This window comes from Leclercia sp. UBA1284 (assembly GCF_002308415.1).
Taxonomy (GTDB): Bacteria; Pseudomonadota; Gammaproteobacteria; order Enterobacterales; family Enterobacteriaceae; genus Enterobacter; species Enterobacter pneumoniae.
The window spans coordinates 214,977-239,885 of sequence record NZ_DBUS01000007.1 but is presented as its reverse complement, the minus strand read 5'-3'; the positions used below and the strand labels follow the sequence as shown (position 1 = coordinate 239,885).

General features: G+C 54.9%; 25 protein-coding genes and 3 tRNA genes. 19 read left to right on the top strand and 9 right to left on the bottom strand.

The window, feature by feature from the left end; all coding sequences use genetic code 11:
* Positions 1-260 precede the first annotated feature (260 nt).
* The gene (locus B3511_RS15845; RefSeq protein ID WP_040077291.1) at positions 261-995 is read left to right on the top strand and encodes a helix-turn-helix transcriptional regulator; all 735 of its coding nucleotides are present in this window, start codon (positions 261-263) and stop codon (positions 993-995) included.
* Positions 992-1,627 carry a DNA-binding transcriptional activator BglJ gene (bglJ, locus tag B3511_RS15840; RefSeq protein ID WP_040077290.1) on the top strand — a complete coding sequence of 212 codons (636 nt, stop codon included), beginning with the start codon at positions 992-994 and terminating at the stop codon, positions 1,625-1,627. Before B3511_RS15845 ends, bglJ begins: the two co-directional genes overlap by 4 nt.
* Before the next feature lie 32 nt (positions 1,628-1,659).
* On the opposite strand, the gene B3511_RS15835 is transcribed toward bglJ, so the two are convergent.
* A complete protein-coding gene (locus B3511_RS15835) occupies positions 1,660-2,118 on the bottom strand; it encodes a YbaK/EbsC family protein (RefSeq protein WP_046886515.1) in 459 nt (152 codons plus the stop codon).
* 329 nt (positions 2,119-2,447) lie between these two features.
* On the opposite strand from B3511_RS15835, the gene B3511_RS15830 reads away from it, so the two are divergent.
* Complete coding sequence (locus B3511_RS15830) at positions 2,448-3,791, top strand: PTS sugar transporter subunit IIC (protein ID WP_040077289.1); 1,344 nt, start codon at positions 2,448-2,450, stop codon at positions 3,789-3,791.
* 314 nt (positions 3,792-4,105) lie between these two features.
* Here B3511_RS15830 and fhuF read toward each other — a convergent pair whose 3' ends face one another.
* Positions 4,106-4,894 (bottom strand): siderophore-iron reductase FhuF, encoded by a 789-nt coding sequence (gene fhuF, locus B3511_RS15825; RefSeq protein ID WP_212478236.1) that lies wholly within the window; start codon positions 4,892-4,894, stop codon positions 4,106-4,108.
* A gap of 151 nt (positions 4,895-5,045) precedes the next feature.
* On the opposite strand from fhuF, the gene B3511_RS15820 reads away from it, so the two are divergent.
* The gene (locus B3511_RS15820; protein WP_286783757.1) at positions 5,046-5,276 is read left to right on the top strand and encodes a DUF1435 domain-containing protein; all 231 of its coding nucleotides are present in this window, start codon (positions 5,046-5,048) and stop codon (positions 5,274-5,276) included.
* Between the two features lie 28 nt (positions 5,277-5,304).
* On the opposite strand, the gene B3511_RS15815 is transcribed toward B3511_RS15820, so the two are convergent.
* From B3511_RS15815 to rsmC, 4 genes are all read right to left on the bottom strand, one after another.
* A tRNA-Leu gene (locus B3511_RS15815) sits at positions 5,305-5,390 on the bottom strand.
* 33 nt (positions 5,391-5,423) lie between these two features.
* Positions 5,424-5,509, bottom strand: a tRNA-Leu gene (locus B3511_RS15810).
* A gap of 28 nt (positions 5,510-5,537) precedes the next feature.
* Positions 5,538-5,623, bottom strand: a tRNA-Leu gene (locus B3511_RS15805).
* Between the two features lie 147 nt (positions 5,624-5,770).
* Positions 5,771-6,799, bottom strand: a complete 1,029-nt coding sequence (rsmC, locus tag B3511_RS15800; protein ID WP_286783756.1) for a 16S rRNA (guanine(1207)-N(2))-methyltransferase RsmC — start codon at positions 6,797-6,799, stop codon at positions 5,771-5,773.
* Positions 6,800-6,900: 101 nt separating this feature from the next.
* Between rsmC and B3511_RS15795 the strand changes: the two genes are divergently transcribed.
* The 12 genes from B3511_RS15795 (at position 6,901) to deoD (ending at position 18,222) form a co-directional block, all read left to right on the top strand.
* The gene (locus B3511_RS15795; protein ID WP_040077284.1) at positions 6,901-7,314 is read left to right on the top strand and encodes a DNA polymerase III subunit psi; all 414 of its coding nucleotides are present in this window, start codon (positions 6,901-6,903) and stop codon (positions 7,312-7,314) included.
* A complete protein-coding gene (gene rimI / locus B3511_RS15790) occupies positions 7,283-7,726 on the top strand; it encodes a ribosomal protein S18-alanine N-acetyltransferase (protein ID WP_286783755.1) in 444 nt (147 codons plus the stop codon). The genes B3511_RS15795 and rimI overlap by 32 nt, the downstream gene beginning before the upstream one ends.
* Positions 7,727-7,742: 16 nt before the next feature.
* Positions 7,743-8,420: a pyrimidine 5'-nucleotidase gene (gene yjjG / locus B3511_RS15785; protein ID WP_040077282.1), complete on the top strand. Its 678-nt coding sequence runs from the start codon at positions 7,743-7,745 to the stop codon at positions 8,418-8,420.
* 90 nt (positions 8,421-8,510) lie between these two features.
* Positions 8,511-10,100, top strand: a complete 1,590-nt coding sequence (gene prfC, locus B3511_RS15780) for a peptide chain release factor 3 (protein ID WP_046885054.1) — start codon at positions 8,511-8,513, stop codon at positions 10,098-10,100.
* Positions 10,101-10,404: 304 nt separating this feature from the next.
* Positions 10,405-11,022 (top strand): molecular chaperone OsmY, encoded by a 618-nt coding sequence (osmY, locus tag B3511_RS15775; RefSeq protein ID WP_046885053.1) that lies wholly within the window; start codon positions 10,405-10,407, stop codon positions 11,020-11,022.
* Between the two features lie 126 nt (positions 11,023-11,148).
* On the top strand, positions 11,149-11,310 hold the full coding sequence (locus B3511_RS15770) for a DUF1328 domain-containing protein (RefSeq protein WP_046885052.1): 162 nt from the start codon (positions 11,149-11,151) through the stop codon (positions 11,308-11,310).
* Between the two features lie 136 nt (positions 11,311-11,446).
* A complete protein-coding gene (locus tag B3511_RS15765) occupies positions 11,447-12,517 on the top strand; it encodes a patatin-like phospholipase family protein (RefSeq protein ID WP_233801893.1) in 1,071 nt (356 codons plus the stop codon).
* Entirely contained in the window at positions 12,514-13,296 is a 783-nt protein-coding gene (locus B3511_RS15760; RefSeq protein ID WP_286783754.1) for a TatD family hydrolase, read from the top strand. The genes B3511_RS15765 and B3511_RS15760 overlap by 4 nt, the downstream gene beginning before the upstream one ends.
* A gap of 642 nt (positions 13,297-13,938) precedes the next feature.
* Positions 13,939-14,718 (top strand): deoxyribose-phosphate aldolase, encoded by a 780-nt coding sequence (gene deoC / locus B3511_RS15755; RefSeq protein ID WP_040077277.1) that lies wholly within the window; start codon positions 13,939-13,941, stop codon positions 14,716-14,718.
* Between the two features lie 54 nt (positions 14,719-14,772).
* A complete protein-coding gene (gene deoA, locus B3511_RS15750; protein ID WP_286783753.1) occupies positions 14,773-16,095 on the top strand; it encodes a thymidine phosphorylase in 1,323 nt (440 codons plus the stop codon).
* A gap of 53 nt (positions 16,096-16,148) precedes the next feature.
* A complete protein-coding gene (gene deoB / locus B3511_RS15745; protein ID WP_040077275.1) occupies positions 16,149-17,372 on the top strand; it encodes a phosphopentomutase in 1,224 nt (407 codons plus the stop codon).
* 130 nt (positions 17,373-17,502) lie between these two features.
* Positions 17,503-18,222, top strand: coding sequence for a purine-nucleoside phosphorylase (gene deoD / locus B3511_RS15740; protein WP_040077274.1), 720 nt, complete (start codon positions 17,503-17,505; stop codon positions 18,220-18,222).
* 59 nt (positions 18,223-18,281) lie between these two features.
* On the opposite strand, the gene lplA is transcribed toward deoD, so the two are convergent.
* The gene (gene lplA, locus B3511_RS15735) at positions 18,282-19,298 is read right to left on the bottom strand and encodes a lipoate--protein ligase LplA (protein ID WP_040077273.1); all 1,017 of its coding nucleotides are present in this window, start codon (positions 19,296-19,298) and stop codon (positions 18,282-18,284) included.
* Positions 19,299-19,336: 38 nt separating this feature from the next.
* Positions 19,337-19,981, bottom strand: a complete 645-nt coding sequence (locus B3511_RS15730; RefSeq protein ID WP_040077271.1) for a YtjB family periplasmic protein — start codon at positions 19,979-19,981, stop codon at positions 19,337-19,339.
* A 118-nt stretch (positions 19,982-20,099) separates the two neighbouring features.
* Here B3511_RS15730 and serB point away from each other — a divergent pair, with 118 nt between their 5' ends.
* The 3 genes from serB to nadR are packed head-to-tail and all read left to right on the top strand — an operon-like array spanning position 20,100 to position 23,730.
* The gene (gene serB / locus B3511_RS15725; RefSeq protein WP_286783752.1) at positions 20,100-21,068 is read left to right on the top strand and encodes a phosphoserine phosphatase; all 969 of its coding nucleotides are present in this window, start codon (positions 20,100-20,102) and stop codon (positions 21,066-21,068) included.
* An 11-nt stretch (positions 21,069-21,079) separates the two neighbouring features.
* Positions 21,080-22,462 carry a DNA repair protein RadA gene (gene radA, locus B3511_RS15720; RefSeq protein WP_040077268.1) on the top strand — a complete coding sequence of 461 codons (1,383 nt, stop codon included), beginning with the start codon at positions 21,080-21,082 and terminating at the stop codon, positions 22,460-22,462.
* A gap of 35 nt (positions 22,463-22,497) precedes the next feature.
* Positions 22,498-23,730: a multifunctional transcriptional regulator/nicotinamide-nucleotide adenylyltransferase/ribosylnicotinamide kinase NadR gene (gene nadR, locus B3511_RS15715; RefSeq protein WP_040077267.1), complete on the top strand. Its 1,233-nt coding sequence runs from the start codon at positions 22,498-22,500 to the stop codon at positions 23,728-23,730.
* A 140-nt stretch (positions 23,731-23,870) separates the two neighbouring features.
* Here the strand turns inward: nadR and B3511_RS15710 are convergent, their stop codons facing one another.
* Positions 23,871-24,872 carry a zinc-binding alcohol dehydrogenase family protein gene (locus B3511_RS15710; protein ID WP_040077266.1) on the bottom strand — a complete coding sequence of 334 codons (1,002 nt, stop codon included), beginning with the start codon at positions 24,870-24,872 and terminating at the stop codon, positions 23,871-23,873.
* Positions 24,873-24,909: the final 37 nt, after the last annotated feature.

The window sequence follows — 24,909 nt, the reverse complement described above, 5'->3', positions numbered from 1 at the left end:
TTTTATTTTTCGCGTTATTAATGGCGTTATTAATTCTGGATTTTTATATGATTAATCTATCCATTCCGCTTTTTGTTATATTTAGAATTTCTAACTTCACCTTTTTAAAATGATCAGTGATAGTACATTATCAAATTCGGCAGGGTGTGCGATATTGTAAGCGACTTTTGCGGTGTATAAAAACAGGATGCACTACTTTATCGAGGATGCGATAAAGATAACGGCGTTTGATCAACGTCAGGAAAGGACTCAAAACAAAAATGACGCCAATAAGTTGTCAGCACGCAATTATTATCAGTAAATTACCGGTAATGCAAACGGGCTTAGGTTGTATTATCTCACGTAATTTGCCTGATTATGAAGTTTCCTATTGCCGCTCTCAGGAAGAGCTTACACTTCTTCAATTACGTCGGGCGAATGTTGTTATTGCCGATATCTCCGGGGATCAACGTAACCCGCGTCGAATTTGCGAAGAATATTATTCTTTGCAGAATCATTACCGTGATATTCACTGGATATTTTTAGTTTCACGCCGGGTCTATCCCTGTGCGGTAGAGCTTCTGTTACGACCAGAGAGTTCATTGCTTTCAGATATCGAGCCCATTGAGGGCGTGATTAACGCCATTCGTGGCGGAAGCCAGAGTGCAGAACGCATTAGCCAGACGCTGCTAAAACCGGAGCTGGAGGAACTCGACGAAAGTCGGGATGAGGTGATGTTGACTCACTCTGAACGCAAGGTGTTACGCCTGCTTGGAAAAGGCTGGGGCATAAATCAAATTGCCGCCTTGCTTAAAAAAAGCAACAAAACGGTCAGTGCCCAAAAAAATAGCGCCATGAGGCGACTGTCATTACGCAGTAATGCCGAAATGTACGCGTGGATTAACAGTAACAAGGGAATGAAAGAGCTGAATCTTTTTTCAGCCTATGGAGAACAGGACGAATGGAAAAGAGCGCCGTTAAGAGACCTATCGCTATCGTCGAAAAGTGCACAATGAGTGCCGTTGGTCTGGAACATCTGTTTTCCAGCCCGACTCTTAAAAATTATCATCCCTCTATTTTCAGCGATATTGCGCAATTTAATGAAGCACTTGAGACTATTCCATTTTCAGCACTTATCTATTCGCTTTCCGATTCGCGAAATGAGCGCCGTTATTGTCTGGAATGTTTAAAGTCGCTGGCCGCCAATCATAGCCATATTCAGCGTATTGTTCTGGCGTCTGATACCAAAGAGGCCAGTCTTATAAACCATCTCTCCCCGTCGCATTTGCACGGTATTGTGATTAAATCGGAATCGGTCAAAGCGTTACAGGAGCAGTTAGGTGCGCTGTTAAGCGAAACGCGGCGGAGCAGTGACAGTATTCATAATCACTGGAACCTGCATCGTGGACGCTTACTGAGCCCGACAGAGCGCGCCATTCTGCAATTTATGTCCAGCGGATATTCAATCCCGGAGATTGCCACGCGTCTGGATCGCAATATCAAAACCATTCGCGCACATAAGTTTAACGCCATGGTTAAGTTGGGTGTTCACTCCGACATGGGATTGCTGAATGCTGCCGACATCCTGAGCCACTTCCCGATGCCGGATCGTCGTAATCCACAAAACTTTATGCTTTATCACTCCTGAACATGACGCCAGAGGTTTCTCTGGCGCCCTGCTTACTGACAGACGTCCACCCAGGTGGCATCCGTCAGCGTGGCCATTCTCTCCGGTGAAATGCGAACGGCACTGTGAATGGCCCCCGCAGCGGGTAACACCTCTTCAAACTCCCGCAGAGAGACATCGCAGTAGACTGCCAGCGGATTTTCCAGCCCAAAAGGGCAAACGCCGCCTACAGGATGGCCGGTTACGGTCACGACTTCGTCGCTGCTGAGCATGCGTGCTTTGGCGCCAAAGGCCTCTTTTAATTTTTTGTTATCCAGGCGGGCGTCACCTTTTGCCACCACTAAAATCACCTCGTTTTTAACCTTTAGTGAAAGGGTTTTGGCGATCTGGCCGGGGGCAACGTTGTGTGCCGCCGCAGCCAGCGCAACGGTAGCGGTACTCTGGCTGAGCTCGATGACTTCAATGTCCGGGGCATTGTCGGCAAAAAATTGCCTTACAGACTGCAAACTCATTGTTTTCTCCTGCGAAATAGTCTGCGTAATCTTTCATATCAAATTATGCTCTGTAAATATCCCTTAAGTAACAAAAATCCCGTATCAGTGATTTCTGGATCGCCTTCACATTCACGGAAACCGGTTACAGTAACCGGTTGCAGTTGCCGTATGCAGAGATTAATACTGAATACGTAACTCCCCCTGTATCCAATAATAAGAGTCGACTATGAAACCTATCCGTTTGAGCAGTACCGCTGGTAGACGAACCAGCAAGGTGGTGAAAGTGGTTTATGGAACACCGTGCGGCGCGCAGGCGCCCGAAACGAACCTGTGACAGGAGAGCCGTTATGTCTGCCAACCATGCTGCGTTTAACCTGATATTCCGTTTTGTCGAAAATTATGTCAGTCCTGTTGCCGGGCGTATCTCTGCCCAACGCCACGTTATGGCCATCCGCGACGGCTTTATCTCAGCCATGCCGTTTATGATTGTGGGTTCGTTCCTGCTGGTGTTTGCCTATCCGCCATTCTCGCCAGATACCACCTGGGGCTTTGCCCGCGCCTGGCTTGATATGGCAAAACAGTTTGAAGGCCAAATCCTGACCCCGTTTGATATGACCATGGGCATTATGTCCATTTACATCTGCGCGGCCATTGCCTACAACCTGGGCAAGCATTACGTTAACTCGCATCAGCTTGACCCGTTCATGTGCGCCATGCTCTCCTTAATGGCGTTTTTACTCATCGCCGCGCCTAAAACGAAAGGGGCGATGCCGGTAGACAGCCTCGGCGGGACGGGGATTTTTACGGCCATCCTTGTCGCGATTTACTGCGTGGAGATGATGCGTTTCCTGAAAGCGCACAACATTGGTATTCGCCTGCCTGACCAGGTGCCGCCAATGATCAAAAACTCCTTCGATCTGCTGATTCCCGTCCTGGTGGTGGTGCTAACCCTCTATCCGCTGAGCCTGTTTATTCAGTCGCAGTTCGATATGCTCATCCCGCAGGCCATTATGGCTATCTTCAAACCGCTGGTGTCGGCTGCCGATTCTCTGCCAGCTATTCTGCTGGCGGTGCTGATTGGGCACCTGCTCTGGTTTGCAGGGATCCATGGGGCTGCCATCGTCTCTGGCATGCTGCAGATGTTCTGGCTCACTAACCTCGGGATGAACCAGACGGCGCTGGCACAGAGCGCACCGCTGCCGCACATCTTTATGGAGGCGTTCTGGACCTTCTTTATCGTGATTGGCGGCTCGGGCGCAACCATGGGGCTGGTCTTCTGCTACTTACGTAGCCGGTCTGCGCATTTACGCTCTATTGGGCGTCTGAGCGTGGTGCCAAGTATCTTCAACATTAACGAACCGGTGATCTTTGGCACCCCTATCGTAATGAACCCCGTTTTCTTTATCCCCTTCCTGCTGGCACCTATGGTCAATGCGGTACTGGCATGGGCGGCAATGAAACTGGATCTGATTGGACGCGTGATATCGGTGGTCCCCTGGACGGCCCCGGCTCCGGTTGGCGCGGCATGGGCACTGGGCTGGGATTTCAGGGCCGCCGTACTGGTGATACTGCTGGCGCTGGTTTCTGCCATTATTTATTACCCGTTCTTCAAGGTGTACGAGAAACAGCTTCTCGCGCAGGAGGCTGAAGAGGCGCAGCGCGCGGAAGAGGAGAGCCAGCAGGTGGCTTAGGTAAAAGCAAACCGGCAACTGAGGTTATAATGCCGATCGGTTAAGCACGGTGGAATCGTTCCGTTCACTAAGGCATCTCTGCTTTATGCCGGTTCCTCTGCGGCCTGACCGGTGCACGGGTGTTGACTCCCCGCTGAAATCGGCGAACCGGAGACCGGATGACAAGGGCTGGACGCCATGGATGGCGGCCAGAGGCGAAGCGAGACAGGGATGTCGAGTTGAGCCGACCGCAGGCAGGCGGTCAGGAGGTGAGCGCAGTGCGAAGCATCGATTTCGTTGCGGGGCCGTGGGGAAGGGCATCCGCCCTCAAAAACCTACTTCAGCGTGCAATCGCCGCACTGCTGCACATCGGGCAGGCGGTTACGCTGACAGCATGTACGGCGCACCAGCAAACCGTCGCGCAGAACAACGGTGCGGAAAAGGGGGTTATCGCTGCCATCAGAAAGCGAGCGGTCCATGAAACAGGCGTGACGCAGTGCGTCAATTTTCTCTTCCCCCAGCAGCGGTTTCATCTCATTCAGATACCAGTTGATCAGGTAACCGGTATTGCTCCAGATGAGTTTCGCGTTTATCTGCCCGGTCTCTTCCAGCGCCTCAATGACCGGAACCAGCGCCCGCGTAATCAACACTTCCATTCGCTGCTGAGCTGAAAGCCGCGACGTCTGCTTATCCTCATGGACGTCGATCCAGAAGCAGGCGGCACGCCCGGTTTCATGGAATTCCACATGGAAATGTTCGGGAGAGACATCCAGCGCCGTATCCTGCGCAAGCAGCGCTAACATCAGCGGCGGCACCATCAGTCCGACATACCACTGCGCCCACAAAGAGAGGAGCGGCTTGTTTTCGCGCGTCAGGCTGGGTTGATTACGGTAGATGTGATCCGAATAGGCAGCCAGCAGCGATTGCAGCTCAACCGGACGGCGCCACTGCGCCAGCGTCATACTGCTGTGCGGGGGAGCTTCATCCAGTTTAATGAACTCCAGCAGATGTTCACGCGTCTGGGCGATGGTGTTGTGCAACGCATCCGCAAGCGCCGACCTCCCGGTAGGGAGAGGTGCGCGCCAGAGAATATTTTCAACGGCTTGTGCGGACTGTATGGCCATAAGCGGATTGGATAAAAATCTAAATGATAATGATTGCCAATCCTAACTATAGATAAAACCGATCGCAAGGGATTTTACTCCCGCCCGTGCTGACAAATGAGAAATATTACCATATGATATTGGTTATCATTATCAGTGTGCGGGACAGACTATGTTAAGCAAAGCATTAGGGAGTGGGTGGGGGATATTACTGCCGGCGATGATTATCGCCACGCTGGCCTTTGTCGATCTGCCTATGGTGATCTGGAAAGGGATTATCGTCACTGGGTTACTGCTGACATCGGTCATGATCTGGCATAAAACATTACGGCACTTTGTGTTGCTGCCATCGTGTGTTGCGCTAATCAGTGGGATGTTGGTGCTGATGATGAATCTGAAGTGAAGGGTACTGCAAGAGAGAAGGTAAGATTTGGTGCGAGGGGGGGGACTCGAACCCCCACATCCTAAGGACACTAACACCTGAAGCTAGCGCGTCTACCAATTCCGCCACCTTCGCACAGTCATCTTACTTTTTTTGATATCGCCTCGTTGGTGCGAGGGGGGGGACTCGAACCCCCACATCCTAAGGACACTAACACCTGAAGCTAGCGCGTCTACCAATTCCGCCACCTTCGCCCAGTGCGAGCAATATCAACGTGATTTATGGTGCGAGGGGGGGGACTCGAACCCCCACATCCAAAGGACACTAACACCTGAAGCTAGCGCGTCTACCAATTCCGCCACCTTCGCAAACCATCGATACTTTAAAAGTATCGTAACCACGGAGGCGCATTCTAGATGTTTTAAGAAGGACGTCAACAGAAAAATGCGTAGGGGCAGCGTGAACGGTGCAAAAATGGGCTTTAACGGTGCCCGGCTTACGCCGGGCAGGAGACGTTATTTTTTCGCCTGGCGGGTCATGATGGCGCGATAAATTTTAAACCGGCCGGTCTGGGCTAACACTTCATGGAAGCCAAAGGTTTCATCCAGGATTTTTGGGTAAGGCAGGAAGGCGTTCGCGACGATGCGCAGTTCGCCGCCGCTGTTCAGATGGCGCACCGCACCACGAATCAGGGTCTGGGCCGCTTCAAGACTGGTTTCGATACCATCGTGGAAAGGCGGATTTGAGATGATCATATCGAAACGACCATTCACGTCCGAGAAGACGTTGCTGGCGAACACTTCACCTTCAATACCATTGGCGGCAAGCGTCGCACGGCTGGCTTCAATGGCCGGCGCGCTCACGTCACACAGGGTTAAGCGCACCTTCGGCGAATGGCTGGCAAGCACCGCGGAGAGCACCCCTGCACCGCAGCCCATGTCCAGCACTTTACCTTTGGTATGTGGCGTCAGGGTTGAAAGCAGCAGTTTGCTTCCTACGTCCAGATCGTCACGGCTGAAGACGCCCGGCAGGGTTTTGATGGTAAGCGTATCGAGGGCGTATTCCCCCCAATATTTTTCGGCATCGAACGCCGGTTTTTTGTCCAGACGGCCATGATAGAGGCCGCAACGACGGGCGCTGTCGACTTTGGTCAGCGTGACGTACTCTTCCAGCATCGGTTCGGCGCTACGCACGCCGCTGCGGTTCTCGCCGACGATGAAGATATCGCAGCCCACCGGAAGCAGTGAGAGCAGGTTCATCAACTGGAACTGGGCTTCCGGCTTATTCTTTGGCCAGTAGTAGATCAGGGTGTCGCAGTCAGCCACATCGTTCTGCTCCGCGACCAGGCTAAAGCGCGCACGCTCGCCCATCTGACGGCTTAAAACCTGCCAGTGGTGATACTGCTGAGTGTGCGCACGGCTGTCGGCACAATCGAAACGGGCAGGCAGGTCATCCTGCATATCTCCGGCAAACAGAATACGGCTTTGTTCGAAATCATCACTGTGACGCAGCAAGACTTCACTTGCCGGGGTAAATGCAGACATAGTTGTTCCTCAATAATCAGTGGCGGCGATTATAGTTGTTTGTTGGCGCAGATTCGACGAGTTTGGTATATTTGCGCGCCTGACAGACAGGAGTTTTCGCAATGACATCCCGACGAGACAGGCAATTACAGCAGCTGGGCATTACCCAGTGGGCGCTGCGCCGCCCGGCGGCATTGCAGGGCGAAATCGCCATCTCCCTCCCTGCGCATGTGCGCCTGGTGATGGTGGCAAATAACCTGCCCGCGCTGAGCGAGCCTTTCGTGACCGATGTCCTTCGCGCCCTGAAGCTGACGCCCGATGAGGTGCTACAGCTCACCCCGGAGCGCGTGGCGATGTTGCCAGAAGGGAGTCGCTGTAACAGCTGGCAGCTCGGCGTGACGGAAGCGATGGCGCTTAACGGCAGCAATCTTGCTACCCCAGCGCTGGACGAACTTAAAGCCAACCCGGCCGCCCTCAGCGCGCTGTGGCAACAAATCTGCGAACATGAACACAATTTCTTCCCTCACGACGACTGATTTAGCGCAGGCGTTTGCCATTGAAAAACGCGCCCACGCCTTTCCGTGGAGTGAAAAAACCTTCGCCAGCAACCAGGGTGAGCGGTATCTGAACTATCGCATGGATGTCGATAGCACTATGGCGGCTTTCGCCATCACGCAGGTTGTTCTGGATGAAGCGACGCTGTTTAACATTGCAGTCGATCCTGCTTTCCAGCGCCGTGGCCTGGGCAGGGCGCTGCTTGAGCACCTTATTCGCGAGCTGGAAACACGAGACGTATTCACGCTGTGGCTGGAAGTACGTGCATCGAACGTCGCCGCCATCGCCCTGTATGAAAGCTTAGGCTTCAACGAGGCGACGATTCGCCGTAACTATTACCCCACTGCAGAAGGACGTGAAGACGCCATCATCATGGCTGTACCGCTTGGATAACTAAAAAGGTTGTAAAATGAACTGGGACTGGATTTTCTTTGATGCCGACGAAACGCTGTTTACTTTCGATTCGTTTGGCGGCTTACAGCGGATGTTTCTGGATTACAGCATCACCTTTACCGCTGAGGATTTTCAGGATTACCAGGCGGTGAACAAACCTTTGTGGGTCGATTACCAGAATGGCGCCATCACTGCGTTACAGCTGCAACATCAGCGTTTTGACCTCTGGGCCGGCCGCCTGAACGTCAGCCCTGGCGTACTGAATGATGCCTTCCTTAATGCGATGGCTGAAATCTGCGCTCCGCTGCCGGGTGCCGTCTCTTTGCTGGACTCATTGAAAGGCAAAGCGAAGCTGGGGATTATCACCAACGGCTTTACGGCACTGCAGCAGATCCGCCTCGAACGCACGGGTCTGCGTGACTACTTTGATGCGCTGGTGATCTCAGAAGAGGTCGGTGTACCAAAACCGGATCCGCGTATTTTTGACTATGCGCTGGAGCTTGCCGGTAATCCGGATCGCGCCCGCGTACTGATGGTGGGCGATACCGCAGAGTCTGATATTCGCGGCGGCATGAACGCCGGGCTGGCTACCTGCTGGCTAAATGCGCACGGTCGCGCGCTGCCTGAAGGCATCGAACCGACCTGGACCGTTACCTCGTTGAGCGAACTGGAGCAGCTCCTGTGTAAACACTGATTGCCTCCCCCCCGTTGATGGGTAAAATAGCCGCAATTTTTCGTATTCATCATGCGTGGCGCTTCGCCGTGCTTACTTAGAAGATTAATTATGACGTTGTCTCCTTATTTGCAGGAGGTGGCCAAGCGCCGCACTTTTGCCATTATTTCTCACCCGGATGCCGGTAAAACCACCATCACCGAAAAGGTGCTGCTGTTCGGACAGGCGATCCAGACCGCCGGTACCGTAAAAGGTCGCGGCTCTAGCCAGCATGCAAAATCTGACTGGATGGAGATGGAAAAGCAGCGTGGTATCTCTATTACCACCTCCGTGATGCAGTTCCCGTATCACGACTGCCTGGTCAACCTGCTGGACACCCCGGGCCACGAAGACTTCTCCGAAGATACTTATCGTACTTTGACGGCGGTGGACTGTTGTCTGATGGTGATTGACGCCGCGAAAGGTGTTGAAGACAGGACCCGTAAGCTGATGGAAGTGACCCGTCTGCGCGATACGCCGATCCTTACTTTCATGAACAAACTCGACCGTGACATCCGCGATCCGATGGAGCTGATGGATGAAGTGGAGAACGAGCTGAAGATCGCCTGTGCGCCTATCACCTGGCCGATTGGCTGCGGGAAGCTGTTCAAAGGGGTGTATCACCTCTATAAAGACGAAACCTACCTCTATCAGACCGGTAAAGGCCACACCATCCAGGAAGTCCGTATCGTGAAGGGGCTGGATAACCCGGATCTGGACGCGGCGGTTGGCGAAGAGCTGGCGGCGCAGCTGCGTGATGAGCTTGAGCTGGTCAAAGGTGCTTCTCACGAGTTCGATAAAGAGCTGTTCCTGAGCGGGGATATCACCCCGGTCTTCTTTGGTACCGCGCTGGGTAACTTTGGCGTAGACCATATGCTCGACGGCCTGGTGGAGTGGGCGCCGAAGCCGATGCCACGTAAAACCGACACCCGTGAAGTGGAAGCGCAGGAGGAGAAATTCACCGGCTTCGTATTTAAAATTCAGGCCAACATGGATCCGAAACACCGTGACCGCGTCGCCTTTATGCGCGTGGTGTCCGGCAAGTACGAAAAGGGCATGAAACTGCGCCAGGTACGTATCGGTAAAGACGTGGTGATCTCCGACGCCCTGACCTTCATGGCGGGCGACCGTTCGCATGTAGAAGAGGCGTATCCGGGTGACATCATTGGTCTGCACAACCACGGTACTATCCAGATTGGCGATACCTTCACCCAGGGTGAAATGATGAAGTTCACCGGTATTCCGAACTTCGCTCCGGAACTGTTCCGCCGTATTCGTCTGCGCGATCCGCTGAAGCAGAAACAGCTGCTCAAAGGGCTGGTCCAGCTCTCCGAAGAGGGTGCGGTACAGGTATTCCGCCCTATCGCCAACAACGATCTGATCGTAGGGGCGGTGGGTGTACTGCAGTTCGACGTGGTGGTTGCCCGTCTGAAGAGCGAGTACAACGTGGAAGCGATTTACGAATCGGTCAACGTCGCGACCGCCCGTTGGGTAGAATGTGCCGATGTGAAGAAATTCGAAGAGTTCAAGCGCAAAAACGAAGTTCAACTGGCGCTGGATGGGGGTGATAACCTCACCTATATCGCGCCAACTATGGTGAACCTGAACCTCACTCAAGAACGTTATCCTGACGTACAGTTCCGTAAAACCCGCGAGCACTAATCCCCTCTCAGAGCACGGCTGTCGCCGTGCTCTGCTTAATTCCCTGCCTTATTAACTCCTTGCGGAATGTTCTTAAATCACCGCGATTTGCTTTTGGTTGTTCATTTTTTCCTCGATTCTGAAAGCGGCGTTAAAATTGTGATCTATATTTAACTCAGTGTTTAACACCGGGTGTGGATGAAAGCTCTGTTCAATGCGTGTTGATAAGTCTCTCATCCTCACCCTGTGTTCTCTCACAATATTAAAGACTGAATCTAAGGGATATTCGTCGCTCGAATAACGAGTAGATAACAGGAGTACATCGATGAATATGAAAAGTGTGAAGATTTCAAAAACCCTGCTGGCCGTTATGTTGGGCAGTGCCCTGGTAAGTGGTTCCGCGCTGGCGGAAGAGACCACCACGGACAAGGCGCAAAACAGCGCGAGCAGCGCAGGTGAAAAAATCGATAGCTCTATGAATAAAGTCGGTAATTTCATGGATGACAGTGCTATCACGGCTAAAGTTAAAGCGGCATTGGTGGATCACGATAATATCAAGAGCACCGATATCTCCGTGAAAACGGAAAAAGCTGTCGTCACCCTGAGTGGCTTCGTTGAAAGCCAGGCACAAGCCGAACAGGCTGTGAAAGTGGCGAAAGAGGTTGAGGGTGTCTCCTCAGTCAGCGACAAACTGCATGTACGTGATGGTAAAGAGCAGGGCGTTAAAGGCTATGCAGGCGATACTGCAACCACCAGCGAAATCAAAGCTAAACTGTTAGCAGATGACATCGTTCCGTCACGTAAAGTGAAAGTTGAAACTACCGATGGCGTAGTTCAGCTCTCCGGTACGGTTGACTCTCAGGCGCAGGTAGACCGCGCTGAAAGCATCGCGAAAGCGGTTGATGGCGTGAAAAGCGTTAAAAACGACCTGAAATCGAAATAAAAAATCTAAATTCGCCCTTCTGGCTGAGGCCAGAAGGCGAGATCAGAATTACACCTGTAGATATCGCGTGAGCATCTGAGCGCTCAGATTTAGCGGTCGACATTAACTATGGTAAAGGAGAGGCTTATGTTTCGTTGGGGCATTATATTTCTGGTTATCGCGTTAATTGCCGCCGCTCTTGGTTTTGGCGGACTGGCGGGTACCGCGGCTGGCGCGGCGAAAATTGTCTTCGTTGTCGGTATTGTTCTGTTCCTGGTCAGCCTGTTCACCGGACGACGCCGTCCGTAGCAACAGCTAATCCGTAACACGGATATACCGGAGCATCTTAAAAGCCAGTCCTTGCGACTGGCTTTTCCCGTTTGAGGAACAGGCCACGTTTGCGTTACTGTGTCCTGACACAATAATTAAAAACAGGAAGGCAGAGGTGGGTCAGCGAATTCCCGTTACGCTCGGCAATATTGCGCCGCTGGCGATAAAACCCTTTCGCCCCGGGCAGATAGCATTAGTCTGCGAAGGTGGGGGGCAGCGTGGCATCTTCACAGCAGGGGTGCTGGATGAGTTTATGCGCGCGCAATTTAACCCCTTCGATCTCTATTTCGGCACCTCTGCGGGTGCGCAAAATCTCTCTGCCTATGTCTGTAATCAGCCCGGTTATGCCCGCAAGGTCATTATGCGCTACACCACCTCGCGGGAGTTTTTTGACCCGGTACGTTTTGTGCGGGGAGGAAACCTGATCGACCTCGACTGGCTACTGGACTCTACCTCTCGTCAAATGCCGCTGGCGATGGACACCGCCGCGAGGCTGTTTGATACCGGTAAATCTTTCTGGATGTGCGCAAGTCGCAGCGATGACTATACGCCGGGCTATTTTTCCCCGCTGAAAGAGAACTGGCTGGATATTATCCGCGCCTCGAGCGCCATACCGGGTTTCTATCGTAACGGCGCCACACTGGATGGCATTAACTATCTGGACGGCGGCGTTAGCGATGCCATTCCGGTGCAGGAGGCGGCCCGGCGTGGAGCACAGACAATCGTGGTGATCCGCACGGTTCCCTCCCAGATGTACTACACCCCCCAGTGGTTTAAGCGCATGGAGCGCTGGCTTGGGGAGAGCAGCCTGCAGCCGCTGATGAACCTCGTACATCATCATGAGACGACCTATCACGCGATCCAGCAATTCATCGATAAGCCGCCGGGAAAGGTGCGCGTCATCGAAATCTATCCGCCCAGGCCTTTGAGCAGTATGGCGCTGGGCAGTCGTCTGCCCGCGCTGCGGGAAGATTACAAAACAGGGCGCCAGTGCGGGCGTTATTTCCTGGCAACCCTCGGCAAGCTGCTGGCGGAAAGTCCACCGCTGCGCCGCCATACGCGGCTTATCCCCCCGGCTACGGTGGTGGTACCGCCTGCAACCGTGGCCAACGATGCCGTTACCACGCCGCTGGTGGATATTCCCCAGGCGAACGATACGCTGTTTGATAACGAGGATTTAGCGTGAGTTACCGCTTTGTAGACACCCATTGCCATTTCGATTTCCCTCCGTTTACTGGCGATGAGACGGCCAGCATCGAGAGGGCGGCAAAGGTGGGTGTGGAGGCGATCATCGTGCCCGCTATTCAGGCTGCGCGCTTTGAGCAGGTACTGCAATTAGTAGGCGAGCATCCGGCTCTGTATGCTGCCCTCGGCCTGCATCCTATCGTGATCGAAACCCATCAGGAGCGCGATCTGGAGGCGCTGGAAGCGGCGCTTCAGGCCAGGCCTGAAAAGCTGGTGGCCATCGGCGAGATCGGCCTCGATCTGTATCGCGCTGATCCCCAGTTTGCGCGTCAGGAAGCGATCCTCGAGGCCCAGTTAAAACTGGCAAAACGCTATGAGCTACCGGTGATTCTTCACTCCCGCCGTACTCACGATAAGCTGGCTATGCACCTTAAGCGGCAGGATCTTCCGCGTACCGGGGTGGTGCACGGCTTTGCCGGCAGCCTGCAGCAGGCGCAGCGGTTTATCGACATGGGTTACAAAATTGGCGTCGGCGGCACCATTACCTATCCGCGTGCCAGTAAAACGCGTGATGTGATGGCGCAGCTGCCACTCTCCGCGCTATTGCTGGAGACCGATGCGCCTGACATGCCGCTTAACGGTTTTCAGGGGCAACCGAATCGCCCCGAGCAGGCGGCCCGGGTCTTTGCCACTCTCTGCGAACTGCGTAATGAACCCCCAGAGGTGATCGCCGGGGCGCTGCTGGATAATACCCGCGCGCTCTTTGAACTGCCGCTCTGAAGATTGTGCCTGAGGGATCGTTATGATCCCCGCTTGCGCCGATATCCTGGTCAGCGGCAGTGTGTTGTCACAACTGACCACAAAATAACGCTATTTGTGAAAATTTTATCATTCATCGATGTGATGCAAAGGTAAAATTTTCTGCACAGGCAAATATCTTTTGCCAACTTCAGCAGCGAACCTTCCGGCGTCATCTGCACATAATAAATCAACGTTAAAATTGTCTCAGTCTCCTTCCACTCTACGTCTGCGCATACATTCGTGCGTGTGACGTGCACATCTTTCAGGCAGATATACACTTACAAAAAGGCTTCAGGCCGAGCGCGATAGCGATGACGGCAGATTTGTTTTACGCGACGCTCAATTTCCTCTTGTGTTAGAATTATAACAATTCGCACTACGGTCTGGCATGAGCCACCTGGAGAGAGCGTGCGGCATCTGGCTTGTAAACCTACGCGTCTGCCTGAGGTCATCCTCAGCCGTCAGGGTGAGATTATTTGAACTGGATCTCATTACAGTAATGCAAATTTGTATGCAGTTTTCATTAACTGTGATGAATGTCGAAGTGTGTGTGCGGGTGGATGTTAGAATATTCACAGACCCGCAAGGTGAAATTTTACGGCAAAGCCGTTGGAGACTGATATGACCGATTTAACCGCAAGCAGCCTGCGCGCGTTGAAACTGATGGATCTGACTACCCTGAATGACGACGACACTAATGAAAAAGTGATCGCCCTGTGTCACCAGGCCAAAACCCCGGTGGGGACTACCGCTGCCGTCTGTATCTATCCACGTTTTATCCCGATTGCGCGTAAAACGCTGAAAGAGCAGGGCACGCCGGAAGTTCGCATTGCGACCGTTACCAACTTCCCGCACGGGAACGACGATATTGAGATCGCGCTGGCCGAAACCCGCGCCGCCATTGCCTACGGTGCTGACGAAGTGGATGTGGTCTTCCCGTATCGCGCGCTGATTGCTGGCAACGAGCAGGTCGGTTTTGACCTGGTGAAAGCCTGTAAAGAGGCCTGTGCCGCGGCAAACGTGCTGCTGAAAGTGATCATCGAAACCGGCGAGCTGAAAGAAGAGGCGCTGATTCGTAAAGCGTCTGAAATCGCGATCAAAGCGGGCGCCGATTTCATCAAAACCTCTACCGGTAAAGTGCCGGTGAACGCAACCCCGGAAAGCGCGCGCATCATGATGGAAGTGATCCGCGACATGGGCGTGGAAAAAACCGTCGGCTTCAAACCGGCTGGCGGCGTGCGTACCGCAGAAGACGCCCAGCAGTTCCTCGCCATTGCCGATGAACTCTTTGGCGCAGAGTGGGCGGATTCCCGTCACTACCGTTTCGGCGCATCCAGCCTGCTGGCAAGCCTGCTGAAAGCGCTGGGTCATGGCGACGGTAAGAGCGCCAGCAGCTACTAAGTATGAATTGCCGGGTGACGCGTTGCGCTCCCGGCCTATTTCCGGGAGGTTACCGTGTTTCTCGCACAAGAAATTATTCGTAAAAAACGTGATGGTCAGGCCTTAAGCGACGAAGAGATCCGCTTCTTTATCAACGGCATTCGCGATAACACCATCTCTGAAGGGCAGATTGCCGCCCTCGCGATGACCATCTTCTTCCACGATATGTCTATGCCTGAGCGCGTGTCGCTGACCATGGCGATGCGGGATTCAGGAACGGTGCTGGACTGGAAAAGTCTTAACCTTAACGGCCCGATCGTCGATAAACATTCCACCGGCGGAGTCGGTGACGTCACCTCCCTGATGCTGGGCCCGATGGTGGCAGCCTGCGGCGGTTACATCCCGATGATCTCCGGGCGTGGCCTGGGTCATACCGGCGGTACGCTCGACAAACTGGAAGCCATTCCGGGCTTCGATATCTTCCCGGATGACAATCGCTTCCGCGATATTATTAAAGACGTTGGCGTGGCGATTATCGGCCAGACCAGTTCGCTTGCGCCAGCGGACAAGCGTTTCTACGCCACCCGCGATATTACCGCCACCGTGGACTCCATCCCGCTGATTACCGCCTCTATTCTGGCGAAAAAGCTGGCGGAAGGGCTGGATGCGCTGGTGATGGACGTGAAGGTGGGTAGCGGCGCCTTTATGCCAACCTATGAGCTCTCTGAAGCGCTTGCCGAAGCGATCGTTGGCGTCTCCAACGGCGCGGGCGTGCGCACCACCGCACTGCTGACCGATATGAACCAGGTGCTGGCCTCCAGCGCGGGTAACGCCGTCGAAGTGCGTGAAGCGGTGCAGTTCCTGACCGGAGAGTACCGTAACCCACGTCTGCTCGACGTGACCATGGCGCTGTGCGTCGAGATGTTAATCTCCGGCAAGCTTGCCAAAGACGATGCAGAGGCGCGGGCGAAGCTGCAGGCGGTGCTGGACAACGGCAAAGCGGCCGAGATCTTTGGCCGGATGGTTGCCGCGCAAAAAGGGCCAACCGACTTCGTCGAAAACTATGCCAAATACCTGCCGACGGCGACGCTCAACAAAGCCGTGTATGCGGATACCGAAGGCTTCGTCTCAGCGATGGACACCCGCGCGCTTGGCATGGCGGTCGTCTCGATGGGTGGCGGTCGCCGTCAGGCCTCGGACACTATTGATTACAGCGTCGGTTTCACCGACATGGCCCGCCTGGGTGACAGCGTTGACGGGCAGCGTCCGCTGGCGGTGATCCACGCGAAAGATGAAGCCAGCTGGCAGGAAGCGGCGAAGGCGGTGAAAGCGGCAATTTCCCTTGACGATAAAGCGCCGGAAACCACCCCGACGGTCTATCGCCGTGTCACTGAATAGCGGTATACTGATCTGATCACTCATTTTTGAAGCACTACGTACGGAGAACAATTATGAAACGTGCATTTATTATGGTGCTGGACTCATTCGGCATCGGCGCAACCGAAGATGCAGAACGTTTTGGTGACGTGGGTTCCGATACCCTGGGTCACATCGCTGAAGCCTGCGCAAAAGGCGAAGCGGACAACGGTCGTAAAGGCCCTCTGACTCTGCCAAACCTGACCCGCCTGGGCCTGGTGAAGGCCCACGAAGGCGCGACGGGTAAAATCGCCGCCGGTATGGACGGTAACGCGGAAGTGGTGGGCGCCTACGCCTGGGCGCACGAGCTCTCTTCCGGTAAAGATACCCCGTCAGGCCACTGGGAAATCGCCGGTGTGCCAGTTCTGTTCGACTGGGGCTATTTCTCCGATCACGAAAACAGCTTCCCGCAGGAGCTGCTGGATAAACTGGTTAAGCGCGCTAACCTGCCGGGTTACCTCGGTAACTGCCACTCCTCCGGTACCGTGATTCTGGACCAGCTTGGCGAAGAGCATATGAAAACCGGTAAGCCGATTTTCTATACCTCCGCTGACTCCGTGTTCCAGATTGCCTGCCACGAAGAGACGTTTGGCCTGGATAAACTTTACGAGCTGTGCGAAATCGCCCGAGAAGAGCTGACCGAAGGCGGCTACAACATTGGCCGCGTCATCGCGCGTCCGTTTATCGGCGACAAAGCGGGTAACTTCCAGCGTACCGGCAACCGTCACGATCTGGCCGTTGAGCCACCGGCACCGACCGTGCTGCAAAAACTGGTCGACGAGAAAGACGGCCAGGTGGTTTCCGTGGGTAAAATCGCGGATATCTACGCCAACTGCGGCATCACCAAAAAAGTGAAAGCCACCGGTCTGGACGCGCTGTTTGATGCCACCATCAAAGAGATGAAAGAGGCGGGCGATAAAACCATTGTCTTCACTAACTTCGTAGACTTTGACTCCTCCTGGGGCCACCGTCGCGACGTTGCAGGCTACGCCGGTGGGCTGGAGTTATTCGACCGTCGTCTGCCTGAGCTGATGGAGCTGGTGGGTGAGGACGACATTCTGATCCTGACCGCTGACCACGGCTGTGACCCAACCTGGACCGGTACCGACCACACCCGTGAGCACATTCCGGTGCTGGTGTACGGTCCGAAAGTGAAACCAGGCTCTCTGGGGCACCGTGAAACCTTCGCGGATATTGGCCAGACCATCGCGAAATACTTTGGTACGTCCGACATGGAATATGGCAAGGCCATGTTCTGATGTGACAGGGGTGCGGCCTGATGCCGGCACCCCGGCCCTCTCACATAATAAACAAGGGTGCGGTCTGATGCCCTCAACCCAACCCTCTCCCACAGGGAGAGGGAAAATCTCAATGAAAAGGAACTGAAAGATGGCAACTCCTCACATTAATGCAGAAATGGGTGATTTCGCTGACGTCGTATTGATGCCGGGCGACCCGCTGCGCGCTAAGCACATTGCTGAAACTTTCCTGGAAGATGTGCGTGAAGTGAACAACGTTCGCGGCATGCTGGGCTTCACCGGTACCTATAAGGGCCGCAAAATCTCTGTTATGGGTCACGGTATGGGCATCCCATCCTGCTCCATCTACACCAAAGAGCTGATCACCGATTTCGGCGTGAAGAAGATCATCCGTGTGGGCTCCTGCGGCGCAGTGCGTATGGACGTTAAGCTGCGCGATATCGTGATCGGTATGGGTGCCTGCACCGACTCCAAAGTCAACCGTATGCGTTTCAAAGATCACGACTTTGCCGCCATCGCGGACTTCGATATGGTGCGTAACGCGGTAGACGCGGCGAAAAACCTGGGTGTGGATGCGCGCGTGGGCAACATCTTCTCCGCAGACCTGTTCTACTCTCCGGACGGTGAAATGTTCGACGTGATGGAGAAGTACGGCATTCTGGGCGTGGAAATGGAAGCGGCGGGCATCTACGGTGTCGCGGCGGAGTTCGGTGCCAAAGCGCTGACCATCTGCACCGTGTCTGACCACATCCGTACCCACGAGCAGACCACTGCCGCTGAGCGTCAGACCACCTTTAATGACATGATTAAAATCGCGCTGGAATCCGTTCTGCTGGGCGATAAAGCCTAATCATCTCGTCCTCCCTCTCCCTCTGGGAGAGGGCTGGAATGCGGTTATCATACCGCCCGTTATCGTACTGCCCGCGCAATCCACGTCGATAACTCCCGCAACTCTTTCTCTTGCTCCGGGAAATCCCCTAACAACGCATCGCACGCTTGCTGCAGGATATCGGCCCGGTACAGACAGCCCTGTAAACGCGCCGCCAATGCTTCCAGCGGGGCCGGATTCAGGCTATCGGTAAAGACCTGCGTGCGGGTAATATGCCCTTTTTCAACATCGAAATGCAGCTCCACGCCGCCCCAGGTAAAGCGCTCATCCAGCAGATGGGAGAATGCCGGCGCCTGACCGAAATTCCATTCCCAGCTGCTCTGGCGGGCAAAAGTCTCAGCGAAATTGGGCAGATCCGGCGTTTTGTCCGGTGAGATCACCTCTGCTTCCACGCGCTCGCCGTAATAGGCGAAAAAGGCCTCGCGCACGGCGTCGCAAATCTGCTGATGAGTGATCCCCGGCAGCAGCTCCACCAGATTCGCCACGCGGCCACGCACCGAGGTAATCCCCTTAGCCTGTAGCTTTTTCTTGTCCGGATTGAGGTAATTTGCCAGACGGCTCAGATCGGCATTCAATAGCAGCGTGCCGTGGTGGAAGCCCCGATCTTTGGTCTCCCGGTAGGCAGAGCCGGACACTTTTCGGTCGCCCTCCGCGGTTTTCACCACCAGATCGTTACGACCCGAGGCTTCTGCTGTCACGCCCAGCGAATTGAGCGCATTGAGCACAATGGCGGTCGAGATCGTTTTGTCATACTCCGGTTTACCCGCCATAAAGGTAAAGCAGGTGTTACCCAGGTCGTGAAACACCGCGCCGCCGCCGCTGCTCCGGCGCGCCAGGCGCACGTTGTCCTCTTCCATGCGCCGGGTGTTGCACTCCTTCCAGGGGTTCTGCGCCCGACCAATGACTACCGTATCGGCGTTACGCCACAGGAACAGCACGCGCTGGGTGGCGGGCATCTGGCGGAAGATGCACTCTTCCACCGCAAGGTTAAACCAGGGATCATATGAATCTGAGATAAGCAGGCGTAATGTAGACATGCAGATTTCCTTTTCTGAAAGGGGAGTCAACTGTACCACTACTCTTTCTTTTCGCTCTCTTCCTCTTCCGGCACCGATTTACTGGCGGTCAGCAGGAAGGGCGATTGTTGCCAGCGGGTACGTTTCCCTTGCAACAGGGTTCGCGTCAGCACCACGCCGATTGCCAGCGACAGCAGCAACATGAGGCGCAGAATGTTAGTGGTGTTATCCACCTGCTTGGCCTCGGTTGCCAGCGTGTGGGTATCGAGGGTCAGGCGCAGGTAACCCAGCGGACCGTTTTTGCCCTGGATCGGCTCAACAATCTGCTGGTTAAAATATCCGCCCGCTTTTTTGCCATCCAGCGCCAGTCGGTCACGCACCTCGACGTGCTCGCCGGAGCGGGCAACCAGTTCGCCAGATTCGTCGTAAATGCTGGCATCCAGGATGCGGCTCTCTTCGGTTAACACCCGCAACACCTGGCTGATGCGTTTTTCATCGGGCGTTTCGGTACGCATCATCGGGGCGACATTCAGTGAAACCTGTCGCGCCAGCGTGCGGGCCAGCTCTTCAAGCTGGGGATTCCGTTGTCGTTGGTGGTTCTGGCTGAACCACGACGCTCCCTGCATCAACGCCACTAACAGGGCGAGACAGGAGAGGACGATCACGGCACGGTGAAGCCGGAATTTCAGTTTTGCGCGAGCCATATTCCACCTGCTGAAAATTTTCGGCTTAATGTTGCCAGAAGTGATGGTTACAAGGTAGCCTCATGCGTTATTTTCCCCCTGGATGATTCCCGGCGCGAACGATTTTACAGGAGCTTTAATGCCAAACATTACCTGGTGCGACCTGCCTAATGATGTCTCTCTCTGGCCAGGATTGCCGCTCTCTCTCAGTGGCGATGAGGTAATGCCACTGGATTACCACGCTGGCCGTAGCGGCTGGCTGCTGTACGGACGCGGCCTGGATAAACAGCAACTGACGAAATATCAGCGCAAGCTGGGCGCAGCGATGGTTATCGTTGCGGCCTGGTGCGTAGAAGATTATCAGGTCATCCGTCTGGCGGGCTCCTTAACGCAGCGCGCCACGCGCCTGGCACATGATGCCGGGATGGACGTTGCGCCGCTGGGGAAAATCCCGCATCTGAAAACGCCGGGCCTGCTGGTGATGGATATGGATTCAACGGCTATCCAGATTGAGTGTATCGACGAGATCGCCAAACTGGCGGGGACCGGCGAAATGGTGGCAGAAGTCACTGAGCGCGCGATGCGCGGTGAGCTGGACTTTACCGCCAGCCTGAAACAGCGCGTAGCCACCCTGAAAGATGCCGATGCCAATATCCTGATGCAGGTGCGTGAAACGCTGCCGCTGATGCCAGGGTTGGCGCAGTTAGTGCTCAAGCTGGAGACGCTCGGCTGGAAAGTGGCTATCGCTTCTGGCGGCTTTACCTTCTTCGCTGACTATCTGCGCGATAAACTGCGTCTTGACGCGGTGGTGGCGAACGAACTGGAGATCCGGGACGGTAAACTCACCGGCCAGGTGATCGGCGATATCGTGGATGCCCAGTACAAAGCGAACACCTTGCTGAGTCTGGCAGAGAAATACGCCATACCCTTCGAGCAAACCGTGGCTATCGGCGACGGCGCGAACGATCTGCCAATGATTAAAGCGGCAGGGCTGGGCGTGGCATACCATGCCAAGCCAAAAGTTAATGAAAAGACGGAAGTGACTATCCGTCATGCTGACCTGATGGGGGTGTTCTGCATCCTCTCCGGTAGCCTGAATCAGAAATAACGAGGTAAACCGTGGCGAAAGCTCCAAAACGCGCATTTGTCTGTAATGAATGTGGTGCGGATTATCCGCGCTGGCAGGGGCAGTGCAGCGCCTGTCATGCCTGGAACACCATCACCGAAGTGCGTGTGGCCGCTTCGCCAACCGTTGCCCGCAACGAGCGCCTGACGGGCTATGCGGGTAATGCGGGCGTTTCGAAGGTCCAGAAGCTGTCTGAAATCAGCCTGGAAGCGCTGCCGCGTTTCTCTACCGGTTTCAAAGAGTTTGACCGCGTGCTGGGCGGCGGCGTTGTGCCGGGAAGCGCCATTCTGATTGGCGGGAGCCCGGGCGCCGGGAAATCCACGCTGCTGTTACAGACGCTGTGCAAACTGAGCGAACAGATGAAAACCCTGTACGTCACCGGGGAAGAGTCGCTGCAGCAGGTGGCAATGCGCGCCCACCGTCTGGGTCTGCCCACCGGCAACCTGAACATGCTGTCGGAAACCAGCATCGAGCAGATCTGCATGATCGCTGATGAAGAGCAGCCGAAACTGATGGTGATCGACTCCATTCAGGTGATGCACATGGCCGATGTCCAATCCTCGCCGGGCAGCGTGGCCCAGGTGCGTGAAACTGCAGCCTACCTGACGCGCTTTGCCAAAACGCGGGGTGTGGCCATTGTGATGGTGGGCCACGTGACCAAAGATGGCTCGCTGGCCGGCCCAAAAGTGCTTGAGCACTGTATCGACTGTTCGGTACTGCTGGATGGCGACGCCGATTCCCGTTTCCGTACTCTGCGCAGCCATAAAAACCGCTTTGGCGCGGTCAATGAGCTGGGGGTCTTTGCCATGACCGAACAGGGGCTGCGTGAAGTGAGCAACCCGTCGGCCATCTTCTTAAGCCGCGGCGATGAAGTAACCTCTGGCAGTTCGGTGATGGTGGTCTGGGAAGGGACCCGTCCGCTGCTGGTAGAGATTCAGGCGCTGGTGGATCACTCCATGATGGGCAACCCGCGCCGCGTGGCGGTGGGGCTTGAGCAAAACCGCCTGGCCATTCTTCTGGCGGTGCTGCACCGTCACGGTGGCTTGCAGATGGCGGATCAGGATGTCTTTGTCAACGTCGTGGGCGGCGTGAAGGTCACTGAGACCAGCGCTGACCTGGCATTGTTGCTGGCGATGGTCTCGAGCCTGCGCGACAGGCCGCTGCCGCAGGATCTGGTGGTCTTTGGTGAAGTGGGTCTGGCCGGGGAGATTCGCCCCGTACCGAGCGGCCAGGAGCGTATCTCCGAGGCTGCAAAACATGGCTTCCGTCGGGCCATTGTGCCGGCAGCCAACGTACCGAAAAAATTGCCTGAAGGGATGAAAGTCTTCCCGGTTAAAAAACTCTCTGATGCGTTAAGTGTTTTTGACGACTTATAATTATGCATTCGATGTTGCAGGAGGCACCGTAATTTATGTCGTCATTTGACTATATCAAGACCGCGATTCGCCAGAAGGGCTGTACGTTACAGCAGGTGGCGGAAGCCAGCGGCATGACCAAAGGCTACCTAAGCCAACTGCTTAACGCCAAAATCAAAAGCCCCAGTGCGCAAAAACTTGAAGCGCTGCACCGTTTTCTGGGGCTCGAATTCCCGCGCCTTCAGAAGAACATCGGGGTGGTGTTCGGCAAGTTTTACCCCCTGCATACGGGCCATATCTATCTGATTCAGCGCGCCTGTAGCCAGGTGGATGAGCTGCACATCATCATGGGCTACGATGATAAACGCGACCGTGAGCTGTTTGAGGCGAGTGCGATGTCCCAGCAGCCGACGGTGTCGGATCGTCTGCGCTGGCTGCTGCAGACCTTTAAGTATCAAAAAAATATCCGCATCCACGCTTTCAACGAAGAGGGGATGGAGCCGTATCCCCACGGCTGGGACGTCTGGAGTAATGGCATCCGGGCGTTTATGGAAGAGAAGGGGATTCAGCCGAACTCGATCTACACCTCTGAAGAGTCTGACGCATCCCAGTATCTGCAGCATCTGGGAACCGAAACGGTGCTTATCGATCCTAAACGGACGTTCATGAACATCAGCGGCGCGCAGATCCGCGAAAACCCGTTCCGCTACTGGGAGTACATTCCCACCGAGGTTAAGCCATTCTTCGTGCGTACCGTGGCGATTCTGGGCGGTGAGTCGAGCGGTAAATCGACGCTGGTGAACAAGCTGGCAAACATCTTTAACACTACCAGCGCATGGGAGTACGGGCGGGATTACGTCTTCTCACATCTGGGCGGTGATGAGATGGCGCTGCAGTATTCTGATTACGATAAAATTGCGCTTGGGCATGCCCAGTACATTGATTTCGCGGTGAAATATGCCAATAAGGTCGCTTTCATCGATACCGATTTCGTTACTACTCAGGCGTTTTGTAAGAAGTACGAAGGGCGCGAGCACCCGTTCGTGCAGGCGCTGATTGATGAGTATCGCTTCGACCTGGTGATCCTGCTGGAGAACAACACGCCGTGGGTTGCAGACGGTATGCGTAGCCTCGGCAGTTCCGTGGACAGGAAAGAGTTCCAGACCATGCTGGTGGAGATGCTTAATGAGAATAACGTTGAGTTTGTGCACGTTGAAGCGTCGGATTACGACACCCGTTTCCTGCGCTGCGTAGAGCTGGTGAAGGCGATGATGGGGGAGCAGGGGTAGATTGCCACCCCTCACCCTAACCCTCTCCCACAGGGAGAGGGGATCGTTCAGAGTTGTCTTTTCACCTTCGCTTACAGGGTGAGTAGCCTATCACCTCCCTCTCCCTCTGGGAGAGGGTCGGGGTGAGGGCAGCAGACCGCTCAATACGCCACAACCACTTTTCCGCGCATATGCCCTTCCAGCACTTTACGGTGCGCCTCGGTGATGCTCTCTACGCTCAGACCATGCAGCGTTTCGCTGAGGGAACTCTCCACCACACCTTCATCCACCAGCTTCGCCACTGCGTTTAAAATCTCGCCCTGACGTGCCATATCTGCAGTCTGGTACATGCTGCGGGTATACATAAACTCCCAGTGCAGAGCAGCGGATTTGGACTTCAGCTTGTCCTGATTCAACGGATGCGCGTTCTCAACGATGGTACAGATATGCCCCTGCGGCGCAATCAGCTCACTGACTGCATCCCAGTGGCCATCGGTATCATTAAGAATAAAGATGTAATCGACGAAGTTAATCCCCTGTTTCGCCAGCTCACCTTTTAGATCGCGGTAGTTCACCACCATATCCGCACCGCGATCCCGACACCACTGCGCGGAATCCTCACGCGATGCGGTGGCAATCACCTTCACCTTGCTGTTGTGCTTCGCAAACGGGATCGCCAGCGAGCCGACCCCGCCCGCGCCACCGATAATCAGCAGGGTTTTATCCGCGTCGGCATCCTGTACGTTGAGTCGTTCAAACAGTCCCTCCCAGGCGGTGAGTGCCGTCAGGGGCAGGGCGGCAGCAGCGGCCCAGTCGAGGCGGGTGGGTTTATGGCCGACAATGCGTGCATCAATCAGCTGGTGCGTAGTGTTGCTGCCTGGGCGGGTAATATCGCCGGCATACCAGACCTCATCACCTTCTTTAAAACCCGTGACGGCGCTTCCTGCGGCTTTGACTATGCCGCTGGCATCCCAGCCGAGAATACGCGGTTCCTGTAGGCCGTTTTTAGCTATCCCGGCATGGACTTTGGTATCGACCGGGTTAATGGAGACGGCCTTCACTTCAACCAGGAGATCGTGCTCACCCGGCTGCGGCATCGGCGGGGTGATTTCAATAAAAGCGGCGGGGTTCGCTGGGTTAACGGCAATGGCTTTAACTGACATGGTGATCTCCTCATTGGAATGCGCAGTGTTGAGGCTA